Annotated in this window: 20 protein-coding genes; 7 read left to right on the plus strand and 13 right to left on the minus strand. The window is 54.7% G+C overall.

Annotation, left to right across the window (positions count from 1 at the left end):
• Positions 1–50 precede the first annotated feature (50 nt).
• The 8 genes from AC0YN0_RS19630 to AC0YN0_RS19665 all read right to left on the minus strand — a co-directional run bounded on the left by AC0YN0_RS19630 (position 51) and on the right by AC0YN0_RS19665 (position 8,393).
• Complete coding sequence (locus AC0YN0_RS19630) at positions 51–422, minus strand: ArsR/SmtB family transcription factor (RefSeq protein WP_475822759.1); 372 nt, start codon at positions 420–422, stop codon at positions 51–53.
• 1 nt (position 423) lies between these two features.
• Positions 424–858: an SRPBCC family protein gene (locus tag AC0YN0_RS19635; protein ID WP_475822760.1), complete on the minus strand. Its 435-nt coding sequence runs from the start codon at positions 856–858 to the stop codon at positions 424–426.
• A 239-nt stretch (positions 859–1,097) separates the two neighbouring features.
• Entirely contained in the window at positions 1,098–2,321 is a 1,224-nt protein-coding gene (locus AC0YN0_RS19640; protein ID WP_475822761.1) for an amidohydrolase family protein, read from the minus strand.
• A gap of 31 nt (positions 2,322–2,352) precedes the next feature.
• Positions 2,353–3,069: an ABC transporter ATP-binding protein gene (locus AC0YN0_RS19645; protein ID WP_475822762.1), complete on the minus strand. Its 717-nt coding sequence runs from the start codon at positions 3,067–3,069 to the stop codon at positions 2,353–2,355.
• A complete protein-coding gene (locus AC0YN0_RS19650; RefSeq protein WP_475822763.1) occupies positions 3,056–4,894 on the minus strand; it encodes a branched-chain amino acid ABC transporter ATP-binding protein/permease in 1,839 nt (612 codons plus the stop codon). Before AC0YN0_RS19650 ends, AC0YN0_RS19645 begins: the two co-directional genes overlap by 14 nt.
• A gap of 37 nt (positions 4,895–4,931) precedes the next feature.
• Positions 4,932–5,813 carry a branched-chain amino acid ABC transporter permease gene (locus AC0YN0_RS19655; RefSeq protein ID WP_337100758.1) on the minus strand — a complete coding sequence of 294 codons (882 nt, stop codon included), beginning with the start codon at positions 5,811–5,813 and terminating at the stop codon, positions 4,932–4,934.
• A 50-nt stretch (positions 5,814–5,863) separates the two neighbouring features.
• Positions 5,864–7,120: an ABC transporter substrate-binding protein gene (locus AC0YN0_RS19660; RefSeq protein ID WP_475822764.1), complete on the minus strand. Its 1,257-nt coding sequence runs from the start codon at positions 7,118–7,120 to the stop codon at positions 5,864–5,866.
• A 43-nt stretch (positions 7,121–7,163) separates the two neighbouring features.
• On the minus strand, positions 7,164–8,393 hold the full coding sequence (locus AC0YN0_RS19665) for an amidohydrolase family protein (RefSeq protein WP_475823037.1): 1,230 nt from the start codon (positions 8,391–8,393) through the stop codon (positions 7,164–7,166).
• Positions 8,394–8,619: 226 nt separating this feature from the next.
• On the opposite strand from AC0YN0_RS19665, the gene AC0YN0_RS19670 reads away from it, so the two are divergent.
• A complete protein-coding gene (locus tag AC0YN0_RS19670) occupies positions 8,620–10,323 on the plus strand; it encodes a PucR family transcriptional regulator (RefSeq protein ID WP_475822765.1) in 1,704 nt (567 codons plus the stop codon).
• Between the two features lie 329 nt (positions 10,324–10,652).
• On the opposite strand, the gene hxlB is transcribed toward AC0YN0_RS19670, so the two are convergent.
• From hxlB to AC0YN0_RS19685, 3 genes are all read right to left on the minus strand, one after another.
• Entirely contained in the window at positions 10,653–11,210 is a 558-nt protein-coding gene (gene hxlB, locus AC0YN0_RS19675) for a 6-phospho-3-hexuloisomerase (RefSeq protein ID WP_475823038.1), read from the minus strand.
• 21 nt (positions 11,211–11,231) lie between these two features.
• Positions 11,232–11,864: a 3-hexulose-6-phosphate synthase gene (gene hxlA, locus AC0YN0_RS19680; protein WP_442049369.1), complete on the minus strand. Its 633-nt coding sequence runs from the start codon at positions 11,862–11,864 to the stop codon at positions 11,232–11,234.
• Positions 11,865–11,991: 127 nt separating this feature from the next.
• Positions 11,992–12,315, minus strand: coding sequence for a winged helix-turn-helix transcriptional regulator (locus tag AC0YN0_RS19685; RefSeq protein WP_337100753.1), 324 nt, complete (start codon positions 12,313–12,315; stop codon positions 11,992–11,994).
• A gap of 148 nt (positions 12,316–12,463) precedes the next feature.
• On the opposite strand from AC0YN0_RS19685, the gene AC0YN0_RS19690 reads away from it, so the two are divergent.
• Both AC0YN0_RS19690 and AC0YN0_RS19695 read left to right on the plus strand, forming a co-directional pair.
• Complete coding sequence (locus AC0YN0_RS19690; protein ID WP_475822766.1) at positions 12,464–14,620, plus strand: YhgE/Pip domain-containing protein; 2,157 nt, start codon at positions 12,464–12,466, stop codon at positions 14,618–14,620.
• A gap of 120 nt (positions 14,621–14,740) precedes the next feature.
• Positions 14,741–15,307 carry a beta-class carbonic anhydrase gene (locus AC0YN0_RS19695; RefSeq protein WP_475822767.1) on the plus strand — a complete coding sequence of 189 codons (567 nt, stop codon included), beginning with the start codon at positions 14,741–14,743 and terminating at the stop codon, positions 15,305–15,307.
• A gap of 84 nt (positions 15,308–15,391) precedes the next feature.
• Here AC0YN0_RS19695 and AC0YN0_RS19700 read toward each other — a convergent pair whose 3' ends face one another.
• Positions 15,392–16,186, minus strand: a complete 795-nt coding sequence (locus AC0YN0_RS19700; RefSeq protein WP_475822768.1) for an APH(3') family aminoglycoside O-phosphotransferase — start codon at positions 16,184–16,186, stop codon at positions 15,392–15,394.
• Positions 16,187–16,379: 193 nt separating this feature from the next.
• Here AC0YN0_RS19700 and AC0YN0_RS19705 point away from each other — a divergent pair, with 193 nt between their 5' ends.
• The gene (locus tag AC0YN0_RS19705) at positions 16,380–17,318 is read left to right on the plus strand and encodes a phosphotransferase family protein (protein WP_475822769.1); all 939 of its coding nucleotides are present in this window, start codon (positions 16,380–16,382) and stop codon (positions 17,316–17,318) included.
• A gap of 22 nt (positions 17,319–17,340) precedes the next feature.
• On the opposite strand, the gene AC0YN0_RS19710 is transcribed toward AC0YN0_RS19705, so the two are convergent.
• Positions 17,341–18,252 carry an NAD(P)/FAD-dependent oxidoreductase gene (locus AC0YN0_RS19710; RefSeq protein ID WP_475822770.1) on the minus strand — a complete coding sequence of 304 codons (912 nt, stop codon included), beginning with the start codon at positions 18,250–18,252 and terminating at the stop codon, positions 17,341–17,343.
• Between the two features lie 294 nt (positions 18,253–18,546).
• Here AC0YN0_RS19710 and AC0YN0_RS19715 point away from each other — a divergent pair, with 294 nt between their 5' ends.
• The 3 genes from AC0YN0_RS19715 to AC0YN0_RS19725 all read left to right on the plus strand — a co-directional run bounded on the left by AC0YN0_RS19715 (position 18,547) and on the right by AC0YN0_RS19725 (position 22,245).
• On the plus strand, positions 18,547–19,995 hold the full coding sequence (locus tag AC0YN0_RS19715) for a hypothetical protein (protein WP_475822771.1): 1,449 nt from the start codon (positions 18,547–18,549) through the stop codon (positions 19,993–19,995).
• Positions 19,996–20,022: 27 nt separating this feature from the next.
• Positions 20,023–20,544 (plus strand): type III secretion system chaperone family protein, encoded by a 522-nt coding sequence (locus AC0YN0_RS19720; RefSeq protein WP_475822772.1) that lies wholly within the window; start codon positions 20,023–20,025, stop codon positions 20,542–20,544.
• A 237-nt stretch (positions 20,545–20,781) separates the two neighbouring features.
• Positions 20,782–22,245 carry a hypothetical protein gene (locus tag AC0YN0_RS19725; protein WP_475822773.1) on the plus strand — a complete coding sequence of 488 codons (1,464 nt, stop codon included), beginning with the start codon at positions 20,782–20,784 and terminating at the stop codon, positions 22,243–22,245.
• The last annotated feature ends 93 nt before the right edge of the window (positions 22,246–22,338 follow it).

Raw genomic sequence — 22,338 nt, forward strand, 5'->3', positions numbered from 1 at the left:
TAGTGTCCCGAAATCGAACTAATGAGGCGGTTTTTCATATGCGTAGCTATTTAGTTGCCCGTAATACCGTTATTGGCCGGCGAATCGGAATCGGAATCCGTATCCTCCGATTCCACATAACGCTTGAGCGCGGCGAGCTTGTTATCCCAGAAGCGCTCGTAAAACGCCAGCCAGCGCTTCAGCTCTCTAAGCGGATCGGGGTCTAGACGGTAGCGCGTCTCGCGCCCGACCTTCCGGTCCTTCACGAGTCCGGCGTCCGATAAGACGCGGAGATGCTTCGACACGGCCGTACGGCTCATCGCAAAGTGTCCGCTGATAGCGTTTAGCGGCAGTTCCTCATCGCCCAACAGCTCCAGCACCTTGCGCCGCGTCGGGTCGGCTATCGCTTGAAACACATCATGCTTCGGCTGCGGTTCAGCCATCTTATTCCTCTACATAGCCGCGGAGCTTCTGCCCAATGCCAGACCAGCCTTGCTCCATTCTGCCTCGCACGATGTCATGCGGTTCGCCGAACTCGGTCGCCATGCCGGCTGTCCACCCGCCGTGGATGAGCGTGAATTCTGTCTCGCCCTGCACCTCGGCCAGCTCGAACGTCAAGGTCCAATCTTTGCCCCAATTAAACGATAAACGGTTCGGCGGATCGACCTCCGTCACCTTGCAAGGCGATTGACCGTATGGACCTGCGTTCAAATGAAATTCGAAGCCGACCTCCGTCTGAAAATCGCTCGGCGGCATAAACCAAGCCGCAATGCCTTCTGCACTAGATACGGCCTTCCATACTTTTTCTATCGGCGCTTTCAACAAAACCGTCTGGCGAATATCCGGCAACTTGTCTTGTGTATGAATGTTGTCTCCCATAAAGTATAACCTCCAATGTTCTAATGACGAATGAGCTTGTCCACTCTAAAACCCAATAATATGAAACCAAATGGTTTCATATCTTATGCCCTCTCATTATATGAAACCATTTGGTTTCATGTCAACATAGAAAATAATCCCTTGTTCTGCGCTTCTATTATGTCCAAGAACGCAAACAAAAAAGCACTTGCCAAACACCTAACTTGATTGGTGTCTGGCCGTGCTTCTGAAGAGTATCATTATAAGCTGGTCAAAGCAGCGGGTGCAACGAAACGTTCGGCCGCTTCCTTCCACCTGCCGCCAACCAGCTTGCCGGCGGAGAACACCGCTTCGCGAGGCGGTGCAAGAGCAATCGCATGCTTCGGATTCATGGCGTCCACGAGCATAAAGTTGGCGGGGTCCCCCGCCTTCGGCAAGAGCGGATTCGAAGAGATGAGCGGATACGTCCGCAGCAGATCCTCGTCGACGATCCAGCCGAGCTTCTCGGCCAGCCTCGAGCCCCTTGCAAGCAGATCGCCGTTGCCGAACGGGCTCCATGCATCTAGAATATTGTCGCAGCCGACGTGAACGCGCACGCCTTCGGCGATTAACTGATCGATGCGCGGCATCGGCCGATCGATCGGCACGCTCGTAATAATGGCGACGTCGTCCGCCGCAAGCTTCTGTGCCAGATCCCGCGATTCGGCCTCCGTCACTTGGCCTAGGCAATACGCATGGCTAACAGCCGTACGTCCGCCTTTGCCCGCTTGAACCGTCAAGTCGCCGAAGCGGCTGATCGTGTACAAGCCGAGATGGCCGGGATCGTGAAGATGAAGATCGACGCCTGCGCCAAATTCCGAGCTCAGCTCGAACATGGTCTCGAGGCTGAAGTCGACTTGACGGTCCAACCCTGCCGGGTCGACCCCTCCGACATATTCGGCTCCGGCGCGCAGCGCTGCCTTCATGACCTTGACGGAATCGGAGCGCAGCAGCCCCTGCTGCGGAAATGCGACGATCTCGATCTCCATCACGCCCCGGTACTCCTCCCTCACCGCCAGCACATGCTCCAGATGGGAGATGCCGATCACCGGATCGACATCGACATGCGTCCGGATCTTCGTCGTGCCATGACTCAGCAGCAGGTCGATGAGACGCCTTGCCCGATCCGCGGCAGTCGTCGGCATCGTCTTGATCATCGCTTTCTCGAAAGCAAGCTGTCCAGGCAGCGTCACGAACGGTTGCAGCGGCTTCCACGGTTCCCCGAGAAAATGCTTATCGAGATGGACGTGCATGTCGCTCATGGCAGGCAAGTATAGCAACCCACCCGCATCCAGCGCTTCTTCTCCTCCGGCCTCGTCAGTTCCGCCAGCCACTTTCCCGCCGATATTTTTCTCCAAGCTTGTAATAACGCCTAGCTCTCGATCAATCGTCATATTATATAAGTCTTCGCCAATGCGAATGCGGTTTATTGTTGTTCGTTTCATGCTGCATCACCTTTCGCGATTATAATTTCCATTAATGTACGCCTAAATAAACCTTGATCATGCGTTCGTCACCTAGCAAAGCTGCCGCCGGGCCGTGCATGGCCACCGTTCCGTTATCTATAACATACCCTCTTCCCGCTATCGACAGCGCTTTGTGCGCCATTTGTTCCACGAGCAGAATCGATACGCCTTCCCGGCTAAGCTCGGAGATAGTCGCGAATATTTCGTTCACGATAATCGGCGCTAATCCCAGCGACGGTTCATCGAGAAGCAGCAGCTTTGGCTTGCTGATCATTGCCCGCGACAGCACGAGCATCTGCTGCTCGCCGCCGCTCAAAGTGAAGGCGAGTTGATGGCGCCTCTCATGCAAGCGCGGAAACCGCTCGAACACAAGCTCCAGCTCCTTGTCGAACTGAGCGCGCGAGACGGAACCTATCTTCTGTTTCAGTCCCATCCGCAAGTTTTCGAGTACGGACAACGTCCCGAATACCTCGCGCCCCTCGGGAACGAGCGAGACGCCAAGATTAGAGGTTCGACTGGCGGACAACCCCGTAATATCTTTGCCCTCGAATGTCACTGTCCCTCCGCCCGGCTTCACAAGTCCTAACACGGATTGCAGCAGCGTCGTCTTGCCCGCGCCATTCGAGCCGATAACAGCGACGATCTCGCCTTCGCCTACTTCAAGATCGATTCCCTTCAGCGCGTGAATCGCGCCGTATCGCACATGCAGTCCTTTAATGCTCAGCACCGGCCGCCACCTCCTCCTCTTCGCCCAGATAAGCGCGGATGACGCGCGGATCATTCAGCATCTGGTCCGGACTGCCCGTGCCAATAACACGGCCGAAGTCGAGCACCGTCACCGTATCCGATACACGCTGAACGAAGTCCATATGATGCTCGATCAAAATAACGGTGATGCCGCCCTTGACCAGCTTCTGCAGCAGCCGCTCCAAGTGTTCGATCTCCGCAGCCGTCATACCCGCAGCCGGCTCGTCGAGCAGCAGCAAACTAGGCTCCGTAGCCAAGGCGCGGGCGATCTCCACCATGCGTTGATGGCCGTAAGGCAGTTGGTTTGCAGGCAAATCCCTGCCGCCCTCGAAGCCGATCAAATCCAGCAGCGCATGCGCTCTGGCACGCATCGCCTTCTCCTTGCGGAGCTGTCCCGGCGTGCGCAGAAGCGCCTCCGCGATTCCGCTGCGCTGGCTTCGCGCTACGCCCGTCATCACATTTTCGACCACCGATAATTCCTTGAATAGCCGTGAATGCTGGAACGTTCTAGCAATGCCGAGCTCCGAGACGGAAGACAACGAACGCGGCACAAGCGGCTGCCCTTTCAGAAGAAATTGTCCCTCCTCCGCGCTGTACAGACCCGATATCACGTTCAGCAGCGTCGTCTTACCCGCGCCGTTCGGCCCTACCAACGAATGCACCTCGCCTGCTTTTATCGTTATGTCGATATCCTTCAGCGCATGCAGCCCGCCAAAATGTTTGTTGACGCCCTCCAACACAAGCATCGCTTCACCTACAGCCCTCGGGGCGGCAGCGTTCGGGAACAGCTTCGAATCGGCAAGGGAACTATCCCTAGCTTCCGTTTCCGCCGGCCCCATGTAAGCTTCCAGCCTAGCGCCAACCCAACCGGCAATCGTACCGGCAATCCCTTTGGGCAAGAAATACAGCACCGCGAACATAATGCCGCCGTATAACGCCATGCGCAGCTTCTCCATGTCGAGCAGCTCCGGCAGGAAAACGATGATCGCCGCTCCAATGACCGGTCCGAGCATTCTCCCCGCTCCGCCGAGAATAACGATCAGCACGAGCTGGACCGACGTCGGAAAATGGTACGTATCCGGGCTAATAAAGCTATTCGTATGCGCATAGATCGCCCCTGCTAGACCCGCAAGCACGGAGCTAATCGCAAAGCCGACGTATTGCGCCTTGAACTTGCGAATGCCGAGCGAAGCGGCGGCAATTTCGTTTTCTTTGGTTGCGATCATCGCTCTTCCCCAGGAGGAGCGACGCAGATTGCGCACGAGCAGCAGCGCGGCCAGCGCGATGATAAGCACGAGCAAGTACATACCCTTTAAATCAAACGTGTAGCTCCCTATCTGCGGCTTCGGTATACCCGAGATGCCGAGCGGTCCGCCTGTAACGCCGTCCCAGCGGATCAGCACCTCGTGAATGACGACGCCGAACGCAATCGTAATCATTGATAAGTATACGCCGCCCGCCCTAATGGTCGGAATCGCAATTAAGCTGCCTATAATTAGTGAAGCTACAATGCCGATCAACGCAACAAGCCAGAACGACAAGCCGTATTTGGTGCTTAGATATGAAGACGTATACGCACCAATCGCCATTAAGCCTGCATGGCCGATCGAGACGATGCCGCAATAACCAATGATGATATTCATCCCCGCGCAGGTGATGACGAAGATGCCGATCATGAACATCAAATTCAAATAATACGTATCTACCAGCCACGGGCCGGCGGTTAACAGCGCCAACGCCGCCAGCGCGGCAGCCCAGCCGGCGGCCCCCCGGTAGTTCATGCTTTTGCGCAACACTGTGTTCATCTGCGCTCCCCCTGATTGTCCGACATTACACTTACGCTTACACTTTCACGATGCTTTTGCGGGCGTTGAACAGCCCCATCGGCCTCCAATAAAGGACAAGAATGACAAGGCCGTATACGAACATCTCACGGAAGGCCGTCGAAATATATTGGCCGATGAACACCTCGCCGATGCCGAGCAGCAGTCCCGCCGCCACGATGCCCTTCGGATTGTTGACGCCAGCCAATATCGCCACCGAGATCGCTTTAAGCCCGAGCGGCAAGCCCACATCGACCGATACCGCGTAGTTGGTGGACATCAAAGCGCCGCCAATTCCGGCAAGCAAGCCGCTTAATACATAAGCGACGGCTACGATCCGGTTGCTGCTGATGCCCATGATTTCCACGGCCGTCCGATTGTCGGCCGTTGCGCGCAGCCACAAGCCCCAATGCGATTTTTTGTAAAACAAAACAAGCAGGACGAGCAGGATGCCGACGACGGGCAGAAACACAAACTCTTTCCAGTAAATGCCCGCGCCGAACAGCCGAAGCATCTGATCGCCGACCGGAGAAGGCGTAACGCCTTCATCCGGGCCGTTGAAATATAAAGCCACATCTTGAATAATAATGCCGACCGCGATTGTGCTCAGCACCCATTCGATCGAATTGGCGCCTTTGTCGAACTTGCGGATGGCCAACCTCTCGATACCGAGATTAAGCAGCCCGACCAACAGCGCAGCCAGCACGAACGCTAAGAAGAAGGGGAGCTGCCCCGTTCCGGCAAAGCCGAACATGAGCACTCCTCCAAGCATAACCAGCTGTCCCTGTGACATGTTCAGCGTTCCGTTGACGACGTACGTCAAGCTGTAGCCGAGCGCGATCAGGGCGTACAAGCAGCCTACCGATAACCCGCTAATTACAAGCTGCAGGATCAGCGACATGTCTATCCCTCATTTCCATAGGTCTGTGAAGTTGAAGTGAAGTCCGTTCGTTACTGCTTATCGGAGATGATCAGCTTGCCGTCTTTCCACACGCACATGAGATAGGAGTTGATATCGATGGCGTCGTGATTGTCGGTTGTGAACGGCTGCTCCCAATCCTTAATAACGCCGCTGTATGCGCCGAAGCCCGTCTCGAGCTTGTTCTTGATCGCTTCGCGGTCCTTCTTCAAATCGCCGGTCAGCTCGGCAGCGCCAATCGCTTGGAACAGCATCATCGCACCGTCATAGCCTTGCGCCGCAGAAGCGAAAGTCGTAGGGATATGTCCGAATTTGGCTGTAAAATCCTCCAAAAACACTTTAGCCGGCTCGCGCGTCTGCTCTACGTTGAAGTTGGCTGTCTGAATCGCGTACGTTCCTTCGGCAAGCTCTTTGCCGACCTCCTGAGCGCCTTTGTTGGCCATGCCGTTCTCGCCGACGATCGGCACCTTCCAGCCGAGCTTATCCATCGCCTGCATCACATAACCGTTGCCCGCGCCTTGGCCGAACAAGTAAATGACTTCCGCGCCCGCTTCCTTGGCATGGTTCACTTGAGCGGTCATATCTTTATCCTTCGCGTTGTCGAACGACTCCACCGCTGCCGGCTTCAAGCCCGCTTCTTCAAGCGCCTTCGTCATTGCCGCCGCCGCGCCTTTGCCATAACCGCCGTTTTCGTGCAAAATCGCGATCTTGTTCGTGCCGAAATGCTCCTCGATAAACTTAAGCGCGTATTTCGCGGTAATGTTGGCGTTCATACGGACGCCGAACGTCCAAGGCATGCCGCTTTCAACCGAAGCCGGAACATTAGAAGTAGCAACCATGAACGGGAATTTCTCTTCCATGATGATCGGCGACTGGGCTAGCATAACCGTGCTGTAGAAACCCCCGATTGCCGCATGCACTTTCTCCTTCTGACCGAAATCGCGGATGATGCTGATGCCGCGCGTCGGATTTTGCTCCGTATCGCGCACGACGAGCTCAACAAGCCGGCCGTTAATGCCGCCTTTGGCATTCACTTGATCGACCGCTACCTGTACGCCTTGATACAGGTTAATGGAATTCATCGCGTTATCGCCTGTCGCCTCCGTCGATACGCCGATCAGAATCGGTTCCTTGCTCGCGCTCGTCTCTGCCGGTTTGTTGCTCTCGGTACCCGCTGTTGTTTCTGTCGTTTCTTTCGTGTTCCCGCCGCCCCCGCAAGCAGCCAGCACCCACATCATCATTGCAACCAACATCACAAGCATAACCTTCGTTCCAACCGTCTTTCTCATCTCTCATCCACTCCCTTATATGTAATGTTTATTTGGCCAATCCTTAAACCCCTATCAAAGTGCTTACTGTTCGCGAGTCGGCTACCTTCACACCGCGCTTCCACACTGTGCGGCTCTCCGGCTTGTTCAGCAAAATATCCCGCTCCGACGATTCCCCGAATAGCACCATATCTGCCGCTTTACCCAGACGCAAACCATAATCGGTGAGACCCAACGCACCTGCCGCGCCATACGTCAACATGCGTATCAATCGCTTCGCATCGGACTCGCCGCCCATATAAGCGGTTACCGCCAGCAGCCACGCCGTTTCCAACGGATCCGCCTTGCCGAACGGCGTGAACGGATTGCGCACGTTGTTGACGCCGATGACGACGTTCACGCCCTTCTCCATCAGCATGCGAACCGGAGTAAGCCCTCTTCGCGGCTTCTCGCGATCGCCCCTGCCGTTAATGAACAAATCAGTGGCGGGTAGGCTCATAATATGAACGCCCGCTACTCCGATCAGCTCCGCTACCGCAGCCGCTTGTTCATAGGGCATTGATCCAAGCGAGGTCACATGTCCTGCCGACACTAGTCCTTGCATCCCTGATGCGATTGTCCGCTCCGCGATGCCTACGATGGCGACCTGCTCCGGATTATCGGAGAAGTCAGCGTGAAAATCGAGCGGCTTGCCGTATTTCTCCGCTAACCCGAATACGCAATCCAAATGCCCGTCAAGATCGGCATCTTGATACGTAATTCCGCCCACAACGTCTCCGCCCAGCCGAAGCGCTTCCTCCATCAGCTCCGTTGTTCCCGGGCTCTTGGAGATCCCCTCCTGCGGGAACACGACGATCTGCAGATCAAGCGCATGCCGAACCTGCTCCTTCAGCTCAAGTGCGGCTTCGAACGCGGTTAATCCGAGAATGGGGTCTACCTCGGCATGGCAGCGCATATGCGTCACGCCGTTCCGAACCGCCTCACGTATAACAGCGAGCGAACGCTCCTTCATATCTGACCGGGTGAAGCTATGCTTCATATCCGCCGTCATCGCGATCGCTTCCTTCAGCGAAGCCGCCTCTCTTTCCATCCGCGATAGCAGATACGCCTTCTCCAGATGAATATGCGGCTCGACCAAACCCGGCAGCAGGACGCCGCCATGGCCATTCTCCACCGTCTTAGCCGCAGGAGCGATATTACTCCCGCTAGGCTCCACGTACACGATTAAGCCATTCCTCACGCCAACGTCCATTAACCGATCTTCACTCGGCAGCCTGGCCCCGTTAATCAGCACATCCAGCAATTCACTCGCCCCCGGACGATTGATATCATTTTTAATGTCATATTATCTAACGTGTACTTCTATAAAAAGAGCATAACGGCTGCCGTCCCTCTTGTCATTGTTCGTATGATCCAAAATAATGTTCGATCATTATACGATTGATCCAATATGAACTTTACACACGCATCCAATGATGTTAGTTTTTATATCATAAGAGAACATTTAAGAGGTGATACCGATGCTGCTAGAAGAGTTGTTGGAGGTCAATATTTTTGCCAAGTCGCATGTACTTGCCGGACACGGCGGTTTGTCGCGCAACGTGAACACGGTCAATATTATGGATGCGCCCGATATTATTCATTTCCTCCGACCGGGCGAGCTGCTGCTCACGAACGGCTATTTCATGAAGGAGGGTCCGTCTACGCTATTGGAGCTTATGCGGGATATGAATCGGCTGAAATGCTCTGGAATTGCGGTCAAGACGAAACGTTTCGCTCTCGACATTCCGCAGGAAGTGCTGGACGAAGCCGAGCGGCTGCAATTTCCCGTCATCGAAATATCAGCGGTGGAGCTCTCGCTCGGCGAAATTTTGCAGCGGTCGACCAGCGTCATCCTGGACAACAAAAACCATGAGCTGCAATATGCGCTCCACATTCACAAGCAATTTTCCGAAATGATCATGAAAGGCAAAGGCATCGACGACATCGTCTCGGCGCTTGCCCGTCTGCTGTCCTCACCGGTATTGCTTCTTAGCAGCAAGCTCCAGATCGTCTCGCAATCCGACCACTTCCGTGACGGCGCACTGCGGCCGCTTCAAGACGCAGTAACCGCAGCGCTTGCCTCCGTACCTTCACTGGCGGAAACGGCTTCGCTTTGCCTGTTGAATCCTGCACATGCGGAATACCGCAATATGACCTTTTACCCTGTTCACACCTACCGTCACGAGGGCTGTCTCATTTCGTTTCAACGCGATCATGCGCCCTCCAGCCTGTACGGCCTCACCATCGAGCAGGCATCGAACGTTATCGGGATGGAAATGACGAAACGACAGGCTGTTAAGGAAAGATCCCGAAGGTACAAAAACGAGTTTTTCTCCGACTTGATAGACGGATTCATTGGATCGGAACAAGAAGCGCTCCACCGAGGCAAGAAATACGGCCTGAAGCCGCAAGGAACATGGCTCGTTATGACAGGACGCAAGGATGATCCAGCAAGTCCGCCTGGCGGCGGAATGACGACGATGCCGGCTAGTCATCCGTCAGATGAGCGCCTCATCTCGGAGAGAGACATGCAATACGAGCTCATCAAACGCCAATTCGCACAGCTCAGCCATTCCTTTGTCATGTTCACCAAAAACGATCTGTTCGGCTTGCTGCTTTTCATCCAAGAGTCAAATTGGGAGGAAAACGACTTCCTCAAGCAGCTCGGACTCATGACCGACCAGTTGTATCTGCAAACGGGCCTGAGTCTGTCGCTCGGCATCGGCAATCCCGTCACAGGCGTGCTCGATATTGGCACGTCGTACGCCGAAGCGGCCAAAGCGCTGCAGATCGGCTATCAGATGAAAAAAACGAGATTCGTGCAGTCCTATCAATCGAAGGATATCGGCTACCTGTTCCGAATGATTCCTTATGACGAGTTGAAGCAGTTCTACGAGGAAACGTTCCAGTGTTTTGGACAAATCGAGGACAATGAGCGAAGCGAGCTGCTGCGCACGTTAAGCGTGTTTTACGACACGCAGTGTCAGCTCGTCGAAACGTCGAAGCAGCTGTTCGTGCATCGCAATACGGTCGTCTATCGCCTGGAGAAATGCGAGAAGCTGTCCGGCATTAAACTGAAGGATCCGATGGAAAGCCTTCGCTTCCGCATCGCCTTCGCCATCGAGCCGCTCTTGAAGTCGAAGGAGGAGCACACGACGGGACCTGGCGAACTGCGTCAATAAAAGCAAAGCACGCAAAAAAGGAGTTGTCCCAAAAGCGATCACACAATGTAAGTCTTTACTAGTCAAAGGTGAATGGATTTTATACAGGCTAATGGGCTAAATGACATCAAAAAAGCGGTTTGATTGGATTTCCTACAGGCAAATAAGACGATTTTGGTGAAAACGAAGAAAATTGCCGAATTAGGCTGTATGGTTTCCAATCAAAGGAATTTATTCCGCAAGTAGTTGGCTATTTGGTTGGACGATTTCCACTCAAAATCGAAAAAACGAAGGACCTGGAGCATTCCACCGTAAAGTGAAAGCCGAGGTCCTTTTGTCAGAAAGTAATTCTATTCCAAATTGGCATGATTGCCGTACATCGCCTTGCCGTCCAAGCTGAGCTTCTCCATCAACCGTAAAATAACGGCGTCTCCCAGCACTAACAGCGTCTGCTCGAATAGCGAACCCATCGGCTGCGCCGTCACGCCGCCGCCGTCCGAACGATCCTTAGGCGTGCCGGGCAGAAGGACGGTGACGTCCGCCAATCTTCCGATCGTTGATGCAGGCGATATCGTGAAGGCGGCAACGACCGCTCCCAAGCCGCGCGCCTTCTCCGCCATCGGCACAAGCGACTTCGTCTCGCCAGACCCCGTACCGATAATAAGCAGATCGCCCTTGGCCAGACTGCGCGTCACCGTCTCGCCGACGACATACGCATCGAGGCCAAGATGTATGAGGCGCATCGCGAATGCGCGCATCATCAGTCCGGATCGCCCCGCGCCGGCTACGAATACACGGCCTGCCTTCGCGATCGCATCGACTAACCGCTCGACCTCTGCTTCGGAGACGCCGGCTAACGCCTGCTTAAGCTCCGCAGCGATTGCCGCTGAATAATCATTCATTGCTATCGGCATATAAGCGCCCCGCCCTTAACCTTGACGGATCAACTGCTGCATTTGCGCGGCAGCCGCTTGCTTGTCCGCTTGACCCGTGATGCCTCCGCCGACGATAACGAGATCGGGACTCGCCTCGATGACTTCCGGCAGCGTAGCCAGCTTGATTCCGCCGGCGATCGCTGTTTTGGCACGCTTCACGACGCTCTTGATCGTGCGGAGATCCTCGAAGGAGTTTTGTCCGACGGCCTGCAGGTCATAGCCCGTATGCACGCAGATGTAATCGACGCCCATTGCGTCTACCTCTGCCGCGCGTTCCGCCAAGTTTTTGACGCTGATCATATCAACAAGGATTTCTTTGCCTTGTTTCTTCGCTTCTTCGACCGCTCCCTTGATCGACTCATCCTCGGCAACGCCCAGCACCGTTACGATGTCAGCGCCCGCTTCGGAAGCCTTCATGACCTCGTAGCCGCCCGCATCCATAATCTTCAGATCGGCCAACACCGTCAAGTTAGGGAACGCCTCCTTGATTGCCTTCACCGCGTGCAAACCTTCGTTAATAACGACCGGCGTGCCGATCTCCACAATATCGATATAGGATTCCACTTCGCTCACCAATTGTTTCGCTTGCGGAATATCCACTAAGTCCAAAGCCAGCTGCAACTTCATATGTTATCGCTCCTCATCCCATCTATTTGACTAACACGACCTATTCTAGATCGATACAGTCAAAAAGAATAGTACGCACTTTGAAGTGACGTAGTACCCATTTGGTAACTAAGAGGAGCGTACTTCGTCATCCTTCTATACGCTCTTGATGCTTCTCGCCCCACTCGGACATGACGTTCAGCAGCTCCTTAACGGTCATGCCGTAATTCGTTAACGAGTATTCCACTTTAGGCGGCACCTGAACATACACCTTGCGCTCGATAATCGCGTCCTGCTCCAGCTCCCGCAGCTGCTGCGTCAGCATTTTTTGCGTAATTTCAGGCATTTCCCGCTTCAGTTCCCCGAACCGCATCGTGCCATCGGTTAGATGGCATAGAATGACCGGCTTCCACTTCCCGCCGATCACCTTAAGCGTCAACTCCACTGATTGTTTAAAACGTGCGTCTCCCATTGCCCATCTTCTCCCTTTCGCATCTTAACCGTTATCATACCATTTTACAGCCGCTCCTTGCTTCATCAGTCAATTCACCTGAGTAGCGCGCGGGACGTTCAGCAATACTAAGAGAACCATCATTCCAGCAAAAGGAGTCCGTGGACCATTGAGGAAAATCGTATCGATATACGCCGGCGACCTTCGCAGTATCGCAACCAATATCTCCGCCGCGATTCTCGTTCTGGGCTTGGCCTGCCTACCCTGCCTATATGCGTGGTTCAACATCAAAGCGTCATGGGATCCCTACGGTCAAACCGGCGGACTATCCATCGCGGTCGTCGACAACGACATAGGCGCAACGCTTCGCGACAAGGCGATCCACGCAGGCCGCGACATTATCGATTCGCTGAAGGAGAACCGCAGCATCGGCTGGGTGTTCACTGATGATAAGGACGCGCTTAAGGGCGTCCAGCATGGCGACTATTATGCGAGCATTACGATTCCAGAGGACTTCTCCGCCAAGCTCGCTACCGTGCTCGATGAAAACCCGCAGCAGGCGGAGATCAACTATGTCGTAAACGAAAAAATCAACGCCGTTTCCCCAAAAATTACCCAAAAAGGCGCCAGCGGCATTATCGAGCAGGTGAGCCGCGCCTTCGTACAAACGGCAAATGAAACGATATTTCGCCTGTTCAACGAAATCGGCATCGAGCTGGAAACGAACTTGCCGGCAATCGAGAAGGTGCGCGATACGGTGTTCAAGCTGGAGACGCTTATTCCCGAAATCAACCAAGCCGTTCAGGTCGCGGCTGACGACATCAACAAATCGAAGAAAGTCGTCTCTACCCTGCAGACAGAGCTGCCAAAGGCAGCACAGCTTGCGAAGGATGGCGAGGCGTTCACCGCCAAGCTTGCGGACTTCATCGGCGCAACCACGGAAGCGTTGGACGCAATAGGTCCATCCGTGAAGCAGGACCTGCAGCTTTTGGCACAGGCGGCTGGCGCGGTGGAACAGCTGACATCTGTACTCGGCAGCCAGGACGCGGATCTCGAGGCGCTCAAGGCTTCCCTATCCGCAGCAGCCGACCGGCTGTCTACGGCGTCTTCGCTCGCGGACGCCCTGATTTCCACGCTTGAGGGGCTAAGCCAAACGGCCGGGAGTGAACGGCTGGACGGAACGATTCAGCGCCTGCACCAGGTTTCCACCCGTTTACAACAGCAGTCGGCACTGCTTGAGCGGATTCAAACAGCGGTGAATAAGGGCGAGCAGCCCGCCGAAGATTTAATCACGCAATTGCAAGAGCAATCGAGCGCCGCCGTAAGCTTGCTAACGGATATTCTCGGCCGCTATGACAGCGAGATTTTACCGAACGTCAAACAAGCGGCGAAGAATGCTGCCGGTAAAGCCGATCAGGCGCATGGACTGCTCGTCGAGGCAGGCAACGCCATCCCGGCTATAGAAAATATCGTGAATGATGCGGCGAAAGGGCTTGCGCTAGGCGGGGCAAAGTTTGAGGAAGCCAGAAGAAGCCTGCCTGCCGCCGAAGCGAAAGTGCAAGCATTAGCCGCGCGTATCCGCGAGCTGGAGAAGGAAGGCAATCTGAACGAGCTGATCGGATTGCTCCGGAACAATGCACAGCGCGAGAGCGCGTTTTTCGCCGAACCGGTCGTACTTAGCGAACAACGGCTGTTCCCGATACCTAACTACGGCTCGGCGATGTCGCCTTTTTATACGACGTTATCGCTTTGGGTAGGGGCGCTGCTGCTCGTTTCCCTGCTTACCGTCGATATGCCGGCAACGAATGAAGCCGAATCCTATCGCAGCTACGAGGTTTACATCGGGCGCTACCTCACCTTCCTAACGATAGCGATCGTACAAGCACTGCTTGTCACTAGCGGCGATCTATGGCTGCTCCAAGCTTACGCTGCCGACAAAGGCTGGTTCATTGCGTTCGGTGTTCTGCTTAGCTCCGTGTTCATGCTGATCGTCTACACGCTCGTCTCGATCTTCGGCAATGTCGGCAAGGCGATGGCGATCGTCCTGCTCGTGCTGCAGCTTGGCGGCTCTGGCGGCACATTCCCGGTTCAAGTGACGCCTCCATTCTTCCAGGCGATCCACCCGTTCCTCCCCTTCACTTATGCGATTAGTCTGATGCGGGAAGCAGTCGGAGGTATTTTGTGGGATGTCGTCCTCAGAGACGTCCTCGTGCTAGCCGCTTATGCCGGGCTGACCCTACTGCTCGGACTCGCTCTCAAAAAGCCGATTAACCGTTACGCCAAGCGAATGGTCGATAAGGCGAGAGAAAGCCGTTTGTTGCACTAGATACCTTATATGGGTATATCAGGAAAAATAAATACTAGATGTAGGCGCTTTCCTAATTTGACTGTAGCGAGGATTGTATGAATAATAGAATATACATGTTATTTTGCAAGGAGGCCAACCATGTCCATCATTCCGAATTTATTAGCCTTCAATAAGAAGTTCGTTGAAGAGAAGCAGTATGAAGCTTACTTGACGGATAAATTTCCCGAGAAAAAAATAGCCATTCTTACCTGTATGGATACGCGTCTTGTCGAGCTACTTCCCAAAGCGCTTAACCTGCGCAACGGCGATGCCAAGTTCATCAAGAATGCCGGTGCTATTCTGACACAGCCGTTCGGAAGCGCGATGCGAAGCATATTGGTTGCCGTCTATGAGCTTGGCGCCCGCGAAGTGCTCGTTATCGGGCACGACAACTGCGGCATGACGAATCTCAACGTCGAAGGCATGGTAAGCAAATTCGCTGACCACGGCATCGATCCGAAAGCGGTCGAGACGCTGGAGAACGCCGGCATTCGCATGGATAAGTTCCTCAAGAGCTTCTCGACACCCGAGGAAGGTGTCATGCACAGCGTTCGCAGCATCCGCAAGCACCCGCTCTTTCCGAAGGACATTCCCGTTCACGGCTTCGTCATCCATCCCGAGACCGGCGAGCTGAGAGTGATCGTCGAGGATTACCGCGAAGAATAAATGCCGCACGCAAATGAAAGCTATCCCGCAAGGTCGTCACGGCCAAGGGATAGCTTTTTTGTGCGCCGTCAAGCTATGTTTTTGTCAGAAAAACTCATCCAGCACCCTGTAAAAATCCAACTTCGCTTTGTCTGCCCCCTGCAATCCGTATGCCTCAAGAAATAGCGGGACCCAGCTTTCGCCAAAATTATGAGTGATGCTTCTAACCGCCAGCGCCAAATCCTGATACTTGTCCGCGATTCCCCCTCTGCCCCAATCGATCAATCCGCCGAAAGCGCCCTGATGCAAAATAACGTTCGGCAAGCAATAATCACCGTGCGTGAACACGAGCTCCTCCGTCTGAGGCTTGCGCTTTAACAGCTCATTATATAAGGCCGCAGCCTTCAACCCCTGCCGCTCCTCGTCAAAATCTTCCTCATCCACCAATCCCTGCTCCGTTCTACGCCTCGCCTCCTCCAACACGATGTTAAGCGTACGATCGAACGGGCAGCCCGTGATGTCCACGTCATGTACAGCCTTTAGGCCAACTGCCAATTGCTCCATAAGCTGCGGCAACATCGTCTCGTAAATCTTGTCCGATGCGTTCACGCCGGCAACCTCCGACAACAGCAAATATTCATTGCTTTCATCGCGGTCGTAAAATAGCACCTCCGGCACGGGCAGCTTTCCCTGCAGCCACACCATCCGATCTCTCTCGTCCGAGAGGCAGTCGTAAGGCACCAGGGATTGTACCTTCAAATAGCTTGTCCCCCTTTCGCCGCTTAATCGGTAAGTACGCGAAGCCGACATGCCAAGCGTAATGCGCTGCCACTGGCAATCGCCCGTCATTGACAGCAATGACAGGGGCAATACAGCTTCTCCTCCATCCTTTTCAGACACGCAACAACCTCTCCATGAACTGTATGTCCTTTAGAACAACCTCTTTCTTTCACCATAATCAGGAATATATATTAAAGCAACAACATACGGCGAAATCGCGACGGTACAGTTTATCTATAATTCGTTTTCGCCCTTGTAACCGCCTCGTTCGTTCACCTATACTGATCGAAAAAAGAGGAGGTGCATGAACGCCATGTCACAAGAAAGCCCAAAGTTAACCGTCAAGGAAGCCGAGGAGCTGTTGCTAAGCCACTGGGGCGAACCGGCAGAGGAAGTGTCGCCGATCGGCAACGGCCACTTCAGCTCCGTCTTCTCGTTCAAGAAGGATGGAAAGTCCTTTGTCGTCGGTATCGGCAGAGCCGAGCCCAGCGACGAAGCCGACTATGCGCGCAGCAAATTCATCTCCAACCTGCTCGTCGCCGGCGGCGCCCGTTATCAGCAACTGTTCGGCCGCGGCACGAACGGCACCTATAATTTCATCATACGCGAGTATATTCCAGGTCAGGTCGTAGCCGACCTGCCGGATGAGCAGAAGGTTGCCGTGCTTCCGGATCTCGTCCGCGCGATCAGCGAGATGAATCAAGTGCCGCTGAACGGCAACACCGCCGGTTATGGATTCATTACCCGTACCGGCAACGGAGAATCCCGTTCATGGCATGACTATATTCGCCGATTTTATGCCGAAGATCAGAGAGGATCGTTCTGGGAAAATTGGCATGAGCTGTTCCGCACCAGCTGCTTAGAACGGGATGTTTTCGAAGAGATCTATAACCGACTGCTCGTGTATAGCGCCTATAATGAACCCCATCGTTATTTCGTTCATAACGACTGCCACCAATGGAACATCCTATCGGACGGAACGAAGGTTACGGGCATTATTGACGCCAACGCGATGTATGGCGATTTTGTCATCGATATTGCATCGATTGCGGACGCCGTCCCCGGCCATGACATACCGGAAGCGTTCCGGCTTCATTACGAGGAACTCGGCAAACCGATTCCGCAATTCCACGAACGCTATACCGGCGCCCGTTACTATAAAGGACTAGATGCCCTGCGCTTCTACGCCCACCAAGGCTGGATACACGCTTATGCGGAGGAGCGCGACCGACTGCTCGCGCTGCCAAGCTAACGCATTCCAATAGGTCGATCGACTACAAATCAAAGTCTTCGTTAATCATATCCCCGTTCACGCCAAGCGCGGCGCGGCTGCCGTCTCCTGCTGCAATGATGAGCTGAGCCGGCGTTATAAGCGCGCCGTCGCCCGCCGCGTACACCCCTCGCACCGTCGTTCGGCCGTAATCGTCCTTTACGAGCCCGCCATGCTCGTTCATCGCACAGCCCAGCTTCTCGCCGAAGTCGACTGCATGCCGCCATTTCGGAGATAGGAAGCCACCCGATCGTTTTATTTCCGAACCGTCCTCGAACTGAATACTCTGCAGTTGTCCCCCGCTCCCCTTAAGCGCCCTAATCCGCCGCTCCAGCACCCTAATTCCCTTGCGGGCGAAATTCGCGATCTGCTCCTTCGTCAGCACTTGCCTGCCATTCGTGCATACGACGAGGTCTTTGCTCCAGTTGTACACGAACTTAGCTAACGATACCGCATGCGTTCCGCTCTCTCCAATTACGACAAGCGGCTTATCGCGCAGTTCCCAGCCGTCGCAGTACGGGCAACTAAATAAGCTTTTGCCGTAATAGTCTTGGATTTGTGGGACAGAAGGCAATGACTCCTTCAGACCTGCCGCCAATAGGATCGTTCGCGCATGATAAACGACGCCGTCGCCCGTCCTCACCAGGAAGCTCCCCCGCCCACTATGCCTCACCTCCGTTACGCGTTCCCTCTTCACCGTTACGTTCGGATACCTGGCAATGTCTTGATGCGCGAACGCCCTGAACTCACTCGGCTTAACGCCATCCCTCGTTATAAATCCATGCGACTCCCGCGTAACCGCATTTCTTGCCCGATTATCGTCGAACAGCAGCACATGTCTCCGCGAGCGTCCAAGCACAAGCGCAGCACTGAGCCCTGCCGGCCCTCCGCCGATAATGGCGCAATCGATGTGCATGCCGCACCTCCATTCATCTATGCTATAAGCCGAAAAACGTATAACTTCTTATATTTCTAACAATGCTCATTCAGACCGCTTTATTCTTATCCGTTCACTATAGTAGGAAGGATGCCCCGTTGCACGACATTCGATAACCTTTAATTGGCATGATATAACACTTCATAGAAAGCGCCATCAGTAGTCACAACTGGAATATCATGCTAGTATATAATTACAGTTTTATAGGTACGGAAAAGTGTTATAACCCATATAGGATTGAACTATTCTGTCTTAATTATTGGAGGGAATTCATTGCCTAAGGAAGCTTTACTTAAGAAACCGTCGCTTATGCCCAAGCACATTAAGTCAACGCCGGGACAACCCTCCATTACCGTTGGGACGACGTCGGAGTCCGGATCGGCGATCGGCGGGACGCTAGCTCTCCAGAGCACGGCGGGCAATAAAGCGACGAAAGCGGCCAAAGCGGAATTCGCCCATACCGAAGGCGGATCGGCGGCAATCATCGGCTGGCTGAAGGGCGAGGCCGCCAAGGATAAGAAGACCGATCTATTCGCGCATTACGAGGGACTTGCGCCGCTGAGCAAGCAGCTTGCGCACTTTCGCTTCGCGGGCGGCGGCACGCCTTCGCTCGCCAAGGCGAAGAAGTTCATGACCGGTTTCTTCGGCCGCAGCGTAGATTGGGACAAGTTCTCGACGATTATTCGCGACATCAACAAAGAAAATACGCAGAATCACAATGCGGACACGAGCCGCGACTTTACCGGCTATGGGTTGGCAGGCGTTAAAGGCGCTTCGCAGGGCGCTTCCGCCGGCGCGACGGCCGTCGGCAAAGTGGCTGGAGGCACAGCAGAGAATGCGGCGAAAGCATCTAACAGCCTCGGCCCTGCGACGTCCATTCTTGGGGGCTTATCTTCCGGCTTGCAGGTGGCCAATGCGGTTCATAACGATAACGACTCCATGGAAAGCTTCGAGCGGTTCGATAACGCCGTCGGCCAAGGAGGCGGCGGCCTTGCCGATATGGCAAGCGCCGGCGCCAACAGCGCGATTAATATGCATAAGGCGCTCGGCACCGTTGCAGGCGTCGCGGCTACGACGGCGGTTGGCGCAGCCAGCATTGTCGGAGGCGCTGCCTACATGGTAAGCGGGACCGCCGGCGTAATCAATCATCACAAGCGAGTGAACAAGTTGAATGAGCTTGAGAAGAACGCCGGCAAGGACGATGCCTTGCGCGAGGCCGCAAGCTTCGGTGCCAAGTCGCAAAGCATCAACCGCGCAACAAGCGGCATGACGATACTCAAGGGTGCCGCCATGATCATTGGCGGAGGCTTGCTGCTAGCCAGCGCCACGACGCCTGTCGGCTGGATATTATTGGGCGTAGCCGGCGCGATCGGCGGTGTCGCGGCCGTGTACAAATTTTATAAGAAACGCGTTCGCCAGAATGAAGTCGTTGATCGCTTCTTAGACGTCGACAAGAGGATTGAGAAGCTTCAAGCCGGCAACCCTGACGAGAAAGTGAGCCGCGATGAGGTTCGTCAGAAGCTGCTGCAGAAGAGCGGCTTCAACAGCATGGCTCAATGCTACAACCAGATTACGGCCGATTTGGCTCAGACGATCTTCAACAAAGGCGTTAAGGGCAAGGATCAACAATACGTCGAGCTTCTTTCCAACATCGGCTTGAAGGTGGATCATAAGAAGCTGACGCCGAAGCCGGATATGATTGCCAAGAAGCTTCACAATTAATGAATAGACTGGAAGGATGGTTACCGGATGACCGCTCAATTGCCTTATGCTTTGCTTGTTCAATTAAAGGCGCAATATGATGAACTCGAAATTCCTTCCGCCATTGTAGAGGCCTCGGAAGAAGGACCAGCCACGCTCGTCATTGTGTTCGACGACATTGGCCAGGAGCAGCGCGATATTCACATGGAGCTGTCCTTCCTGCCCGGCTTATCCGAGGCCGATGATGCAGGACTATACTTCCTGCAGACATTCGTCACGATCGCCGAAGAAGTGCCTGCTGCTCATTACCGCGAGCTGCTCAGTCTTGCCGCCAAGCTGAATACGACGCTACCGCTTGGCGCATTCGGCCTGTTCGAAGAAACCGGTGTTGCTTACTTCAAGTACAACTGCATGCTTCAGGCGAGCAACGGCGAGGCTGCGAACGTGAAAGCCATCGACGTTCAAAGCGGTCTTATTCTGCATTTACATCAGCTTTATTACGACGGATTGCTGGAGGTTGCCTTGGACGGCTCTTCGGCAGCAAGCGTGCTCGATAAGCTGCCCCTCTAAACGGACTTAGGCGCATCCTCCTTATAGATCGAACCTCCTAACCCGCAAGCCGCTAGACAGGCTTGCGGGTTATTGAGTACGGAATGAACTTTTTTCGACAATATACGTTGAAATATGTATAAATAATCCGGCAGCGAGCCCGTTCCCCCTATAGTGAAAACTGGAAATCCATGCTACTATTGAACCACTACGAATTACGCACGGACAGGCAGCTACAAGCCAATGGAGGGGTCTATTTTGTCGAAAGAATCAGCGCAAACGAAGCAGCCAACACCAGCGCAGAGCAAATCATCTCCAGAGTCGTCTGCCAAGGCAGCGGCGTCGCCGCTGCAATTAAGCGCCTCGCCCGAAGGCGCGCTCGCTCTGCAAAGATCGGCGGGCAATAAGGTTGCCCAAGCGGCTGGCGGAGCGACACCGCCCGCAGCTGGCGGATCGGCAGCCATCGAGAGCTGGGTCAAAGCCGAGGCCACCAAAGATAAGAAGACGGACTTGTACGGCTACTACACGGGACTCAGCCCGATGCAGCGGAAGATCGCTATCAACTTATTCGCCGGCGGAACCGGCGCCCCATCCTTAGCCAAGGCGAAGAAAAATTTAACCGGCTTCTTCGGCAGGAGCATTGATTGGGACAAGTTCTCGAAGATCGTACGGGCGGTCAACAGCCAGAAGACGCAGAACTATAACGAGGACACCGATCGAGACTATGTAACCTATGCCACAACGGGCGCTGCCGCCTCCGTAGGCGCATCAAGCGCAGCCGCCTCTACCGTCGGCGAAGTGCAAGGCTTGGCGGGCGCCGCCAAGGAAGGCGCCATGGGCGCGGTTATCGATATGGGTCCCGCTTCCGCAGCGCTTAGCGGCGTAACCGCGGGCATGCAAATCTATAACGCCGTCCAGAATCACGACGAGTCGCAGGGCGGCTTCGACAAGTTCGAGAACGCCGTTGGCGAAGGCTTCAGCGGCGCGGCCGATCTCGCCCGCTTCGGCGCTACGGGCGTTGTTAATACGCAGAAATACATGGGTGCTGCCGTCAGCGGCGCGGCAACGGCAGCGGCAGGCGCGGCAGGCGTTGTCGGCGGCGCGGCTTACTTGGCAAGCGGCGTAGCAGGCGTGTACACGCACGGCAAGCGCATGAACAAGCTGAATGCGCTGGAGAAGGAGACGGCTGGCAAGGATGCGAGCCTGAACCAGGCTGCCGGCATTGCCGCAAGCACGCAGAAGATTAACCGAACGAAGAGCGGGGCAACGGCGTTAAAGGGCGCCGCGATGATTATCGGCGGCGGTCTTCTGCTCGCCGCAGGCGCCGCAACCCCGGTAGGTTGGCTGCTGCTCGGAGTGGCAGGGGCGATCGGCGGCATCGCGGCGATCTACAAATTTTACAAGAAGCGCGCGCGCAAGGAAGAAGTCGTCGACCGCTTCCTCGACGTGGACAAGAAGACGGCCGAGCTGGAAGCAGCTAATCCAAATCAGAAGCAGGACAAGTCAAAGGTCCGCGAGATGCTTCTGCAGAAGAACGGCTTCAACAGCGTAGCCCAGTGTTATGCGAAGATCGTGACGGACCTGGCGCATACGATCTACGAGAAAGGCGTTGTCGGCAAGGACGCGCAATACGAGGAGCTGCTCCGCAATATCGGCCTGAACCCGGATCATACGAAGCGGACACCGAAGCCGGACTTGATTGCCAAGAAGCTGCATAGTTAATTCAATCAAAAGCTTATTGAGTTGTCCCATCCTAGGACTGCTCAATAAGCTTTTTTTCGAAGGCAAGGCTGCATCGGCTAAGAAGTTATGGTA

Source organism: Paenibacillus sp. J22P218 (assembly GCF_056269195.1).

Bases quoted from the DNA above. Each gene is read 5' to 3' on its own strand.
- AC0YN0_RS19630 (WP_475822759.1), bottom strand. From the start codon at position 422: ATGGCTGAACCGCAGCCGAAGCATGATGTGTTTCAAGCGATAGCCGAC.
- AC0YN0_RS19635 (WP_475822760.1), bottom strand. From the start codon at position 858: ATGGGAGACAACATTCATACACAAGACAAGTTGCCGGATATTCGCCAG.
- AC0YN0_RS19640 (WP_475822761.1), bottom strand. From the start codon at position 2,321: ATGAAACGAACAACAATAAACCGCATTCGCATTGGCGAAGACTTATAT.
- AC0YN0_RS19650 (WP_475822763.1), bottom strand. From the start codon at position 4,894: ATGAACACAGTGTTGCGCAAAAGCATGAACTACCGGGGGGCCGCCGGC.
- AC0YN0_RS19655 (WP_337100758.1), bottom strand. From the start codon at position 5,813: ATGTCGCTGATCCTGCAGCTTGTAATTAGCGGGTTATCGGTAGGCTGC.
- AC0YN0_RS19660 (WP_475822764.1), bottom strand. From the start codon at position 7,120: ATGAGAAAGACGGTTGGAACGAAGGTTATGCTTGTGATGTTGGTTGCA.
- AC0YN0_RS19670 (WP_475822765.1), top strand. From the start codon at position 8,620: ATGCTGCTAGAAGAGTTGTTGGAGGTCAATATTTTTGCCAAGTCGCAT.
- hxlA (WP_442049369.1), bottom strand. From the start codon at position 11,864: ATGAAGTTGCAGCTGGCTTTGGACTTAGTGGATATTCCGCAAGCGAAA.
- AC0YN0_RS19685 (WP_337100753.1), bottom strand. From the start codon at position 12,315: ATGGGAGACGCACGTTTTAAACAATCAGTGGAGTTGACGCTTAAGGTG.
- AC0YN0_RS19695 (WP_475822767.1), top strand. From the start codon at position 14,741: ATGTCCATCATTCCGAATTTATTAGCCTTCAATAAGAAGTTCGTTGAA.
- AC0YN0_RS19705 (WP_475822769.1), top strand. From the start codon at position 16,380: ATGTCACAAGAAAGCCCAAAGTTAACCGTCAAGGAAGCCGAGGAGCTG.
- AC0YN0_RS19710 (WP_475822770.1), bottom strand. From the start codon at position 18,252: ATGCACATCGATTGCGCCATTATCGGCGGAGGGCCGGCAGGGCTCAGT.
- AC0YN0_RS19720 (WP_475822772.1), top strand. From the start codon at position 20,023: ATGACCGCTCAATTGCCTTATGCTTTGCTTGTTCAATTAAAGGCGCAA.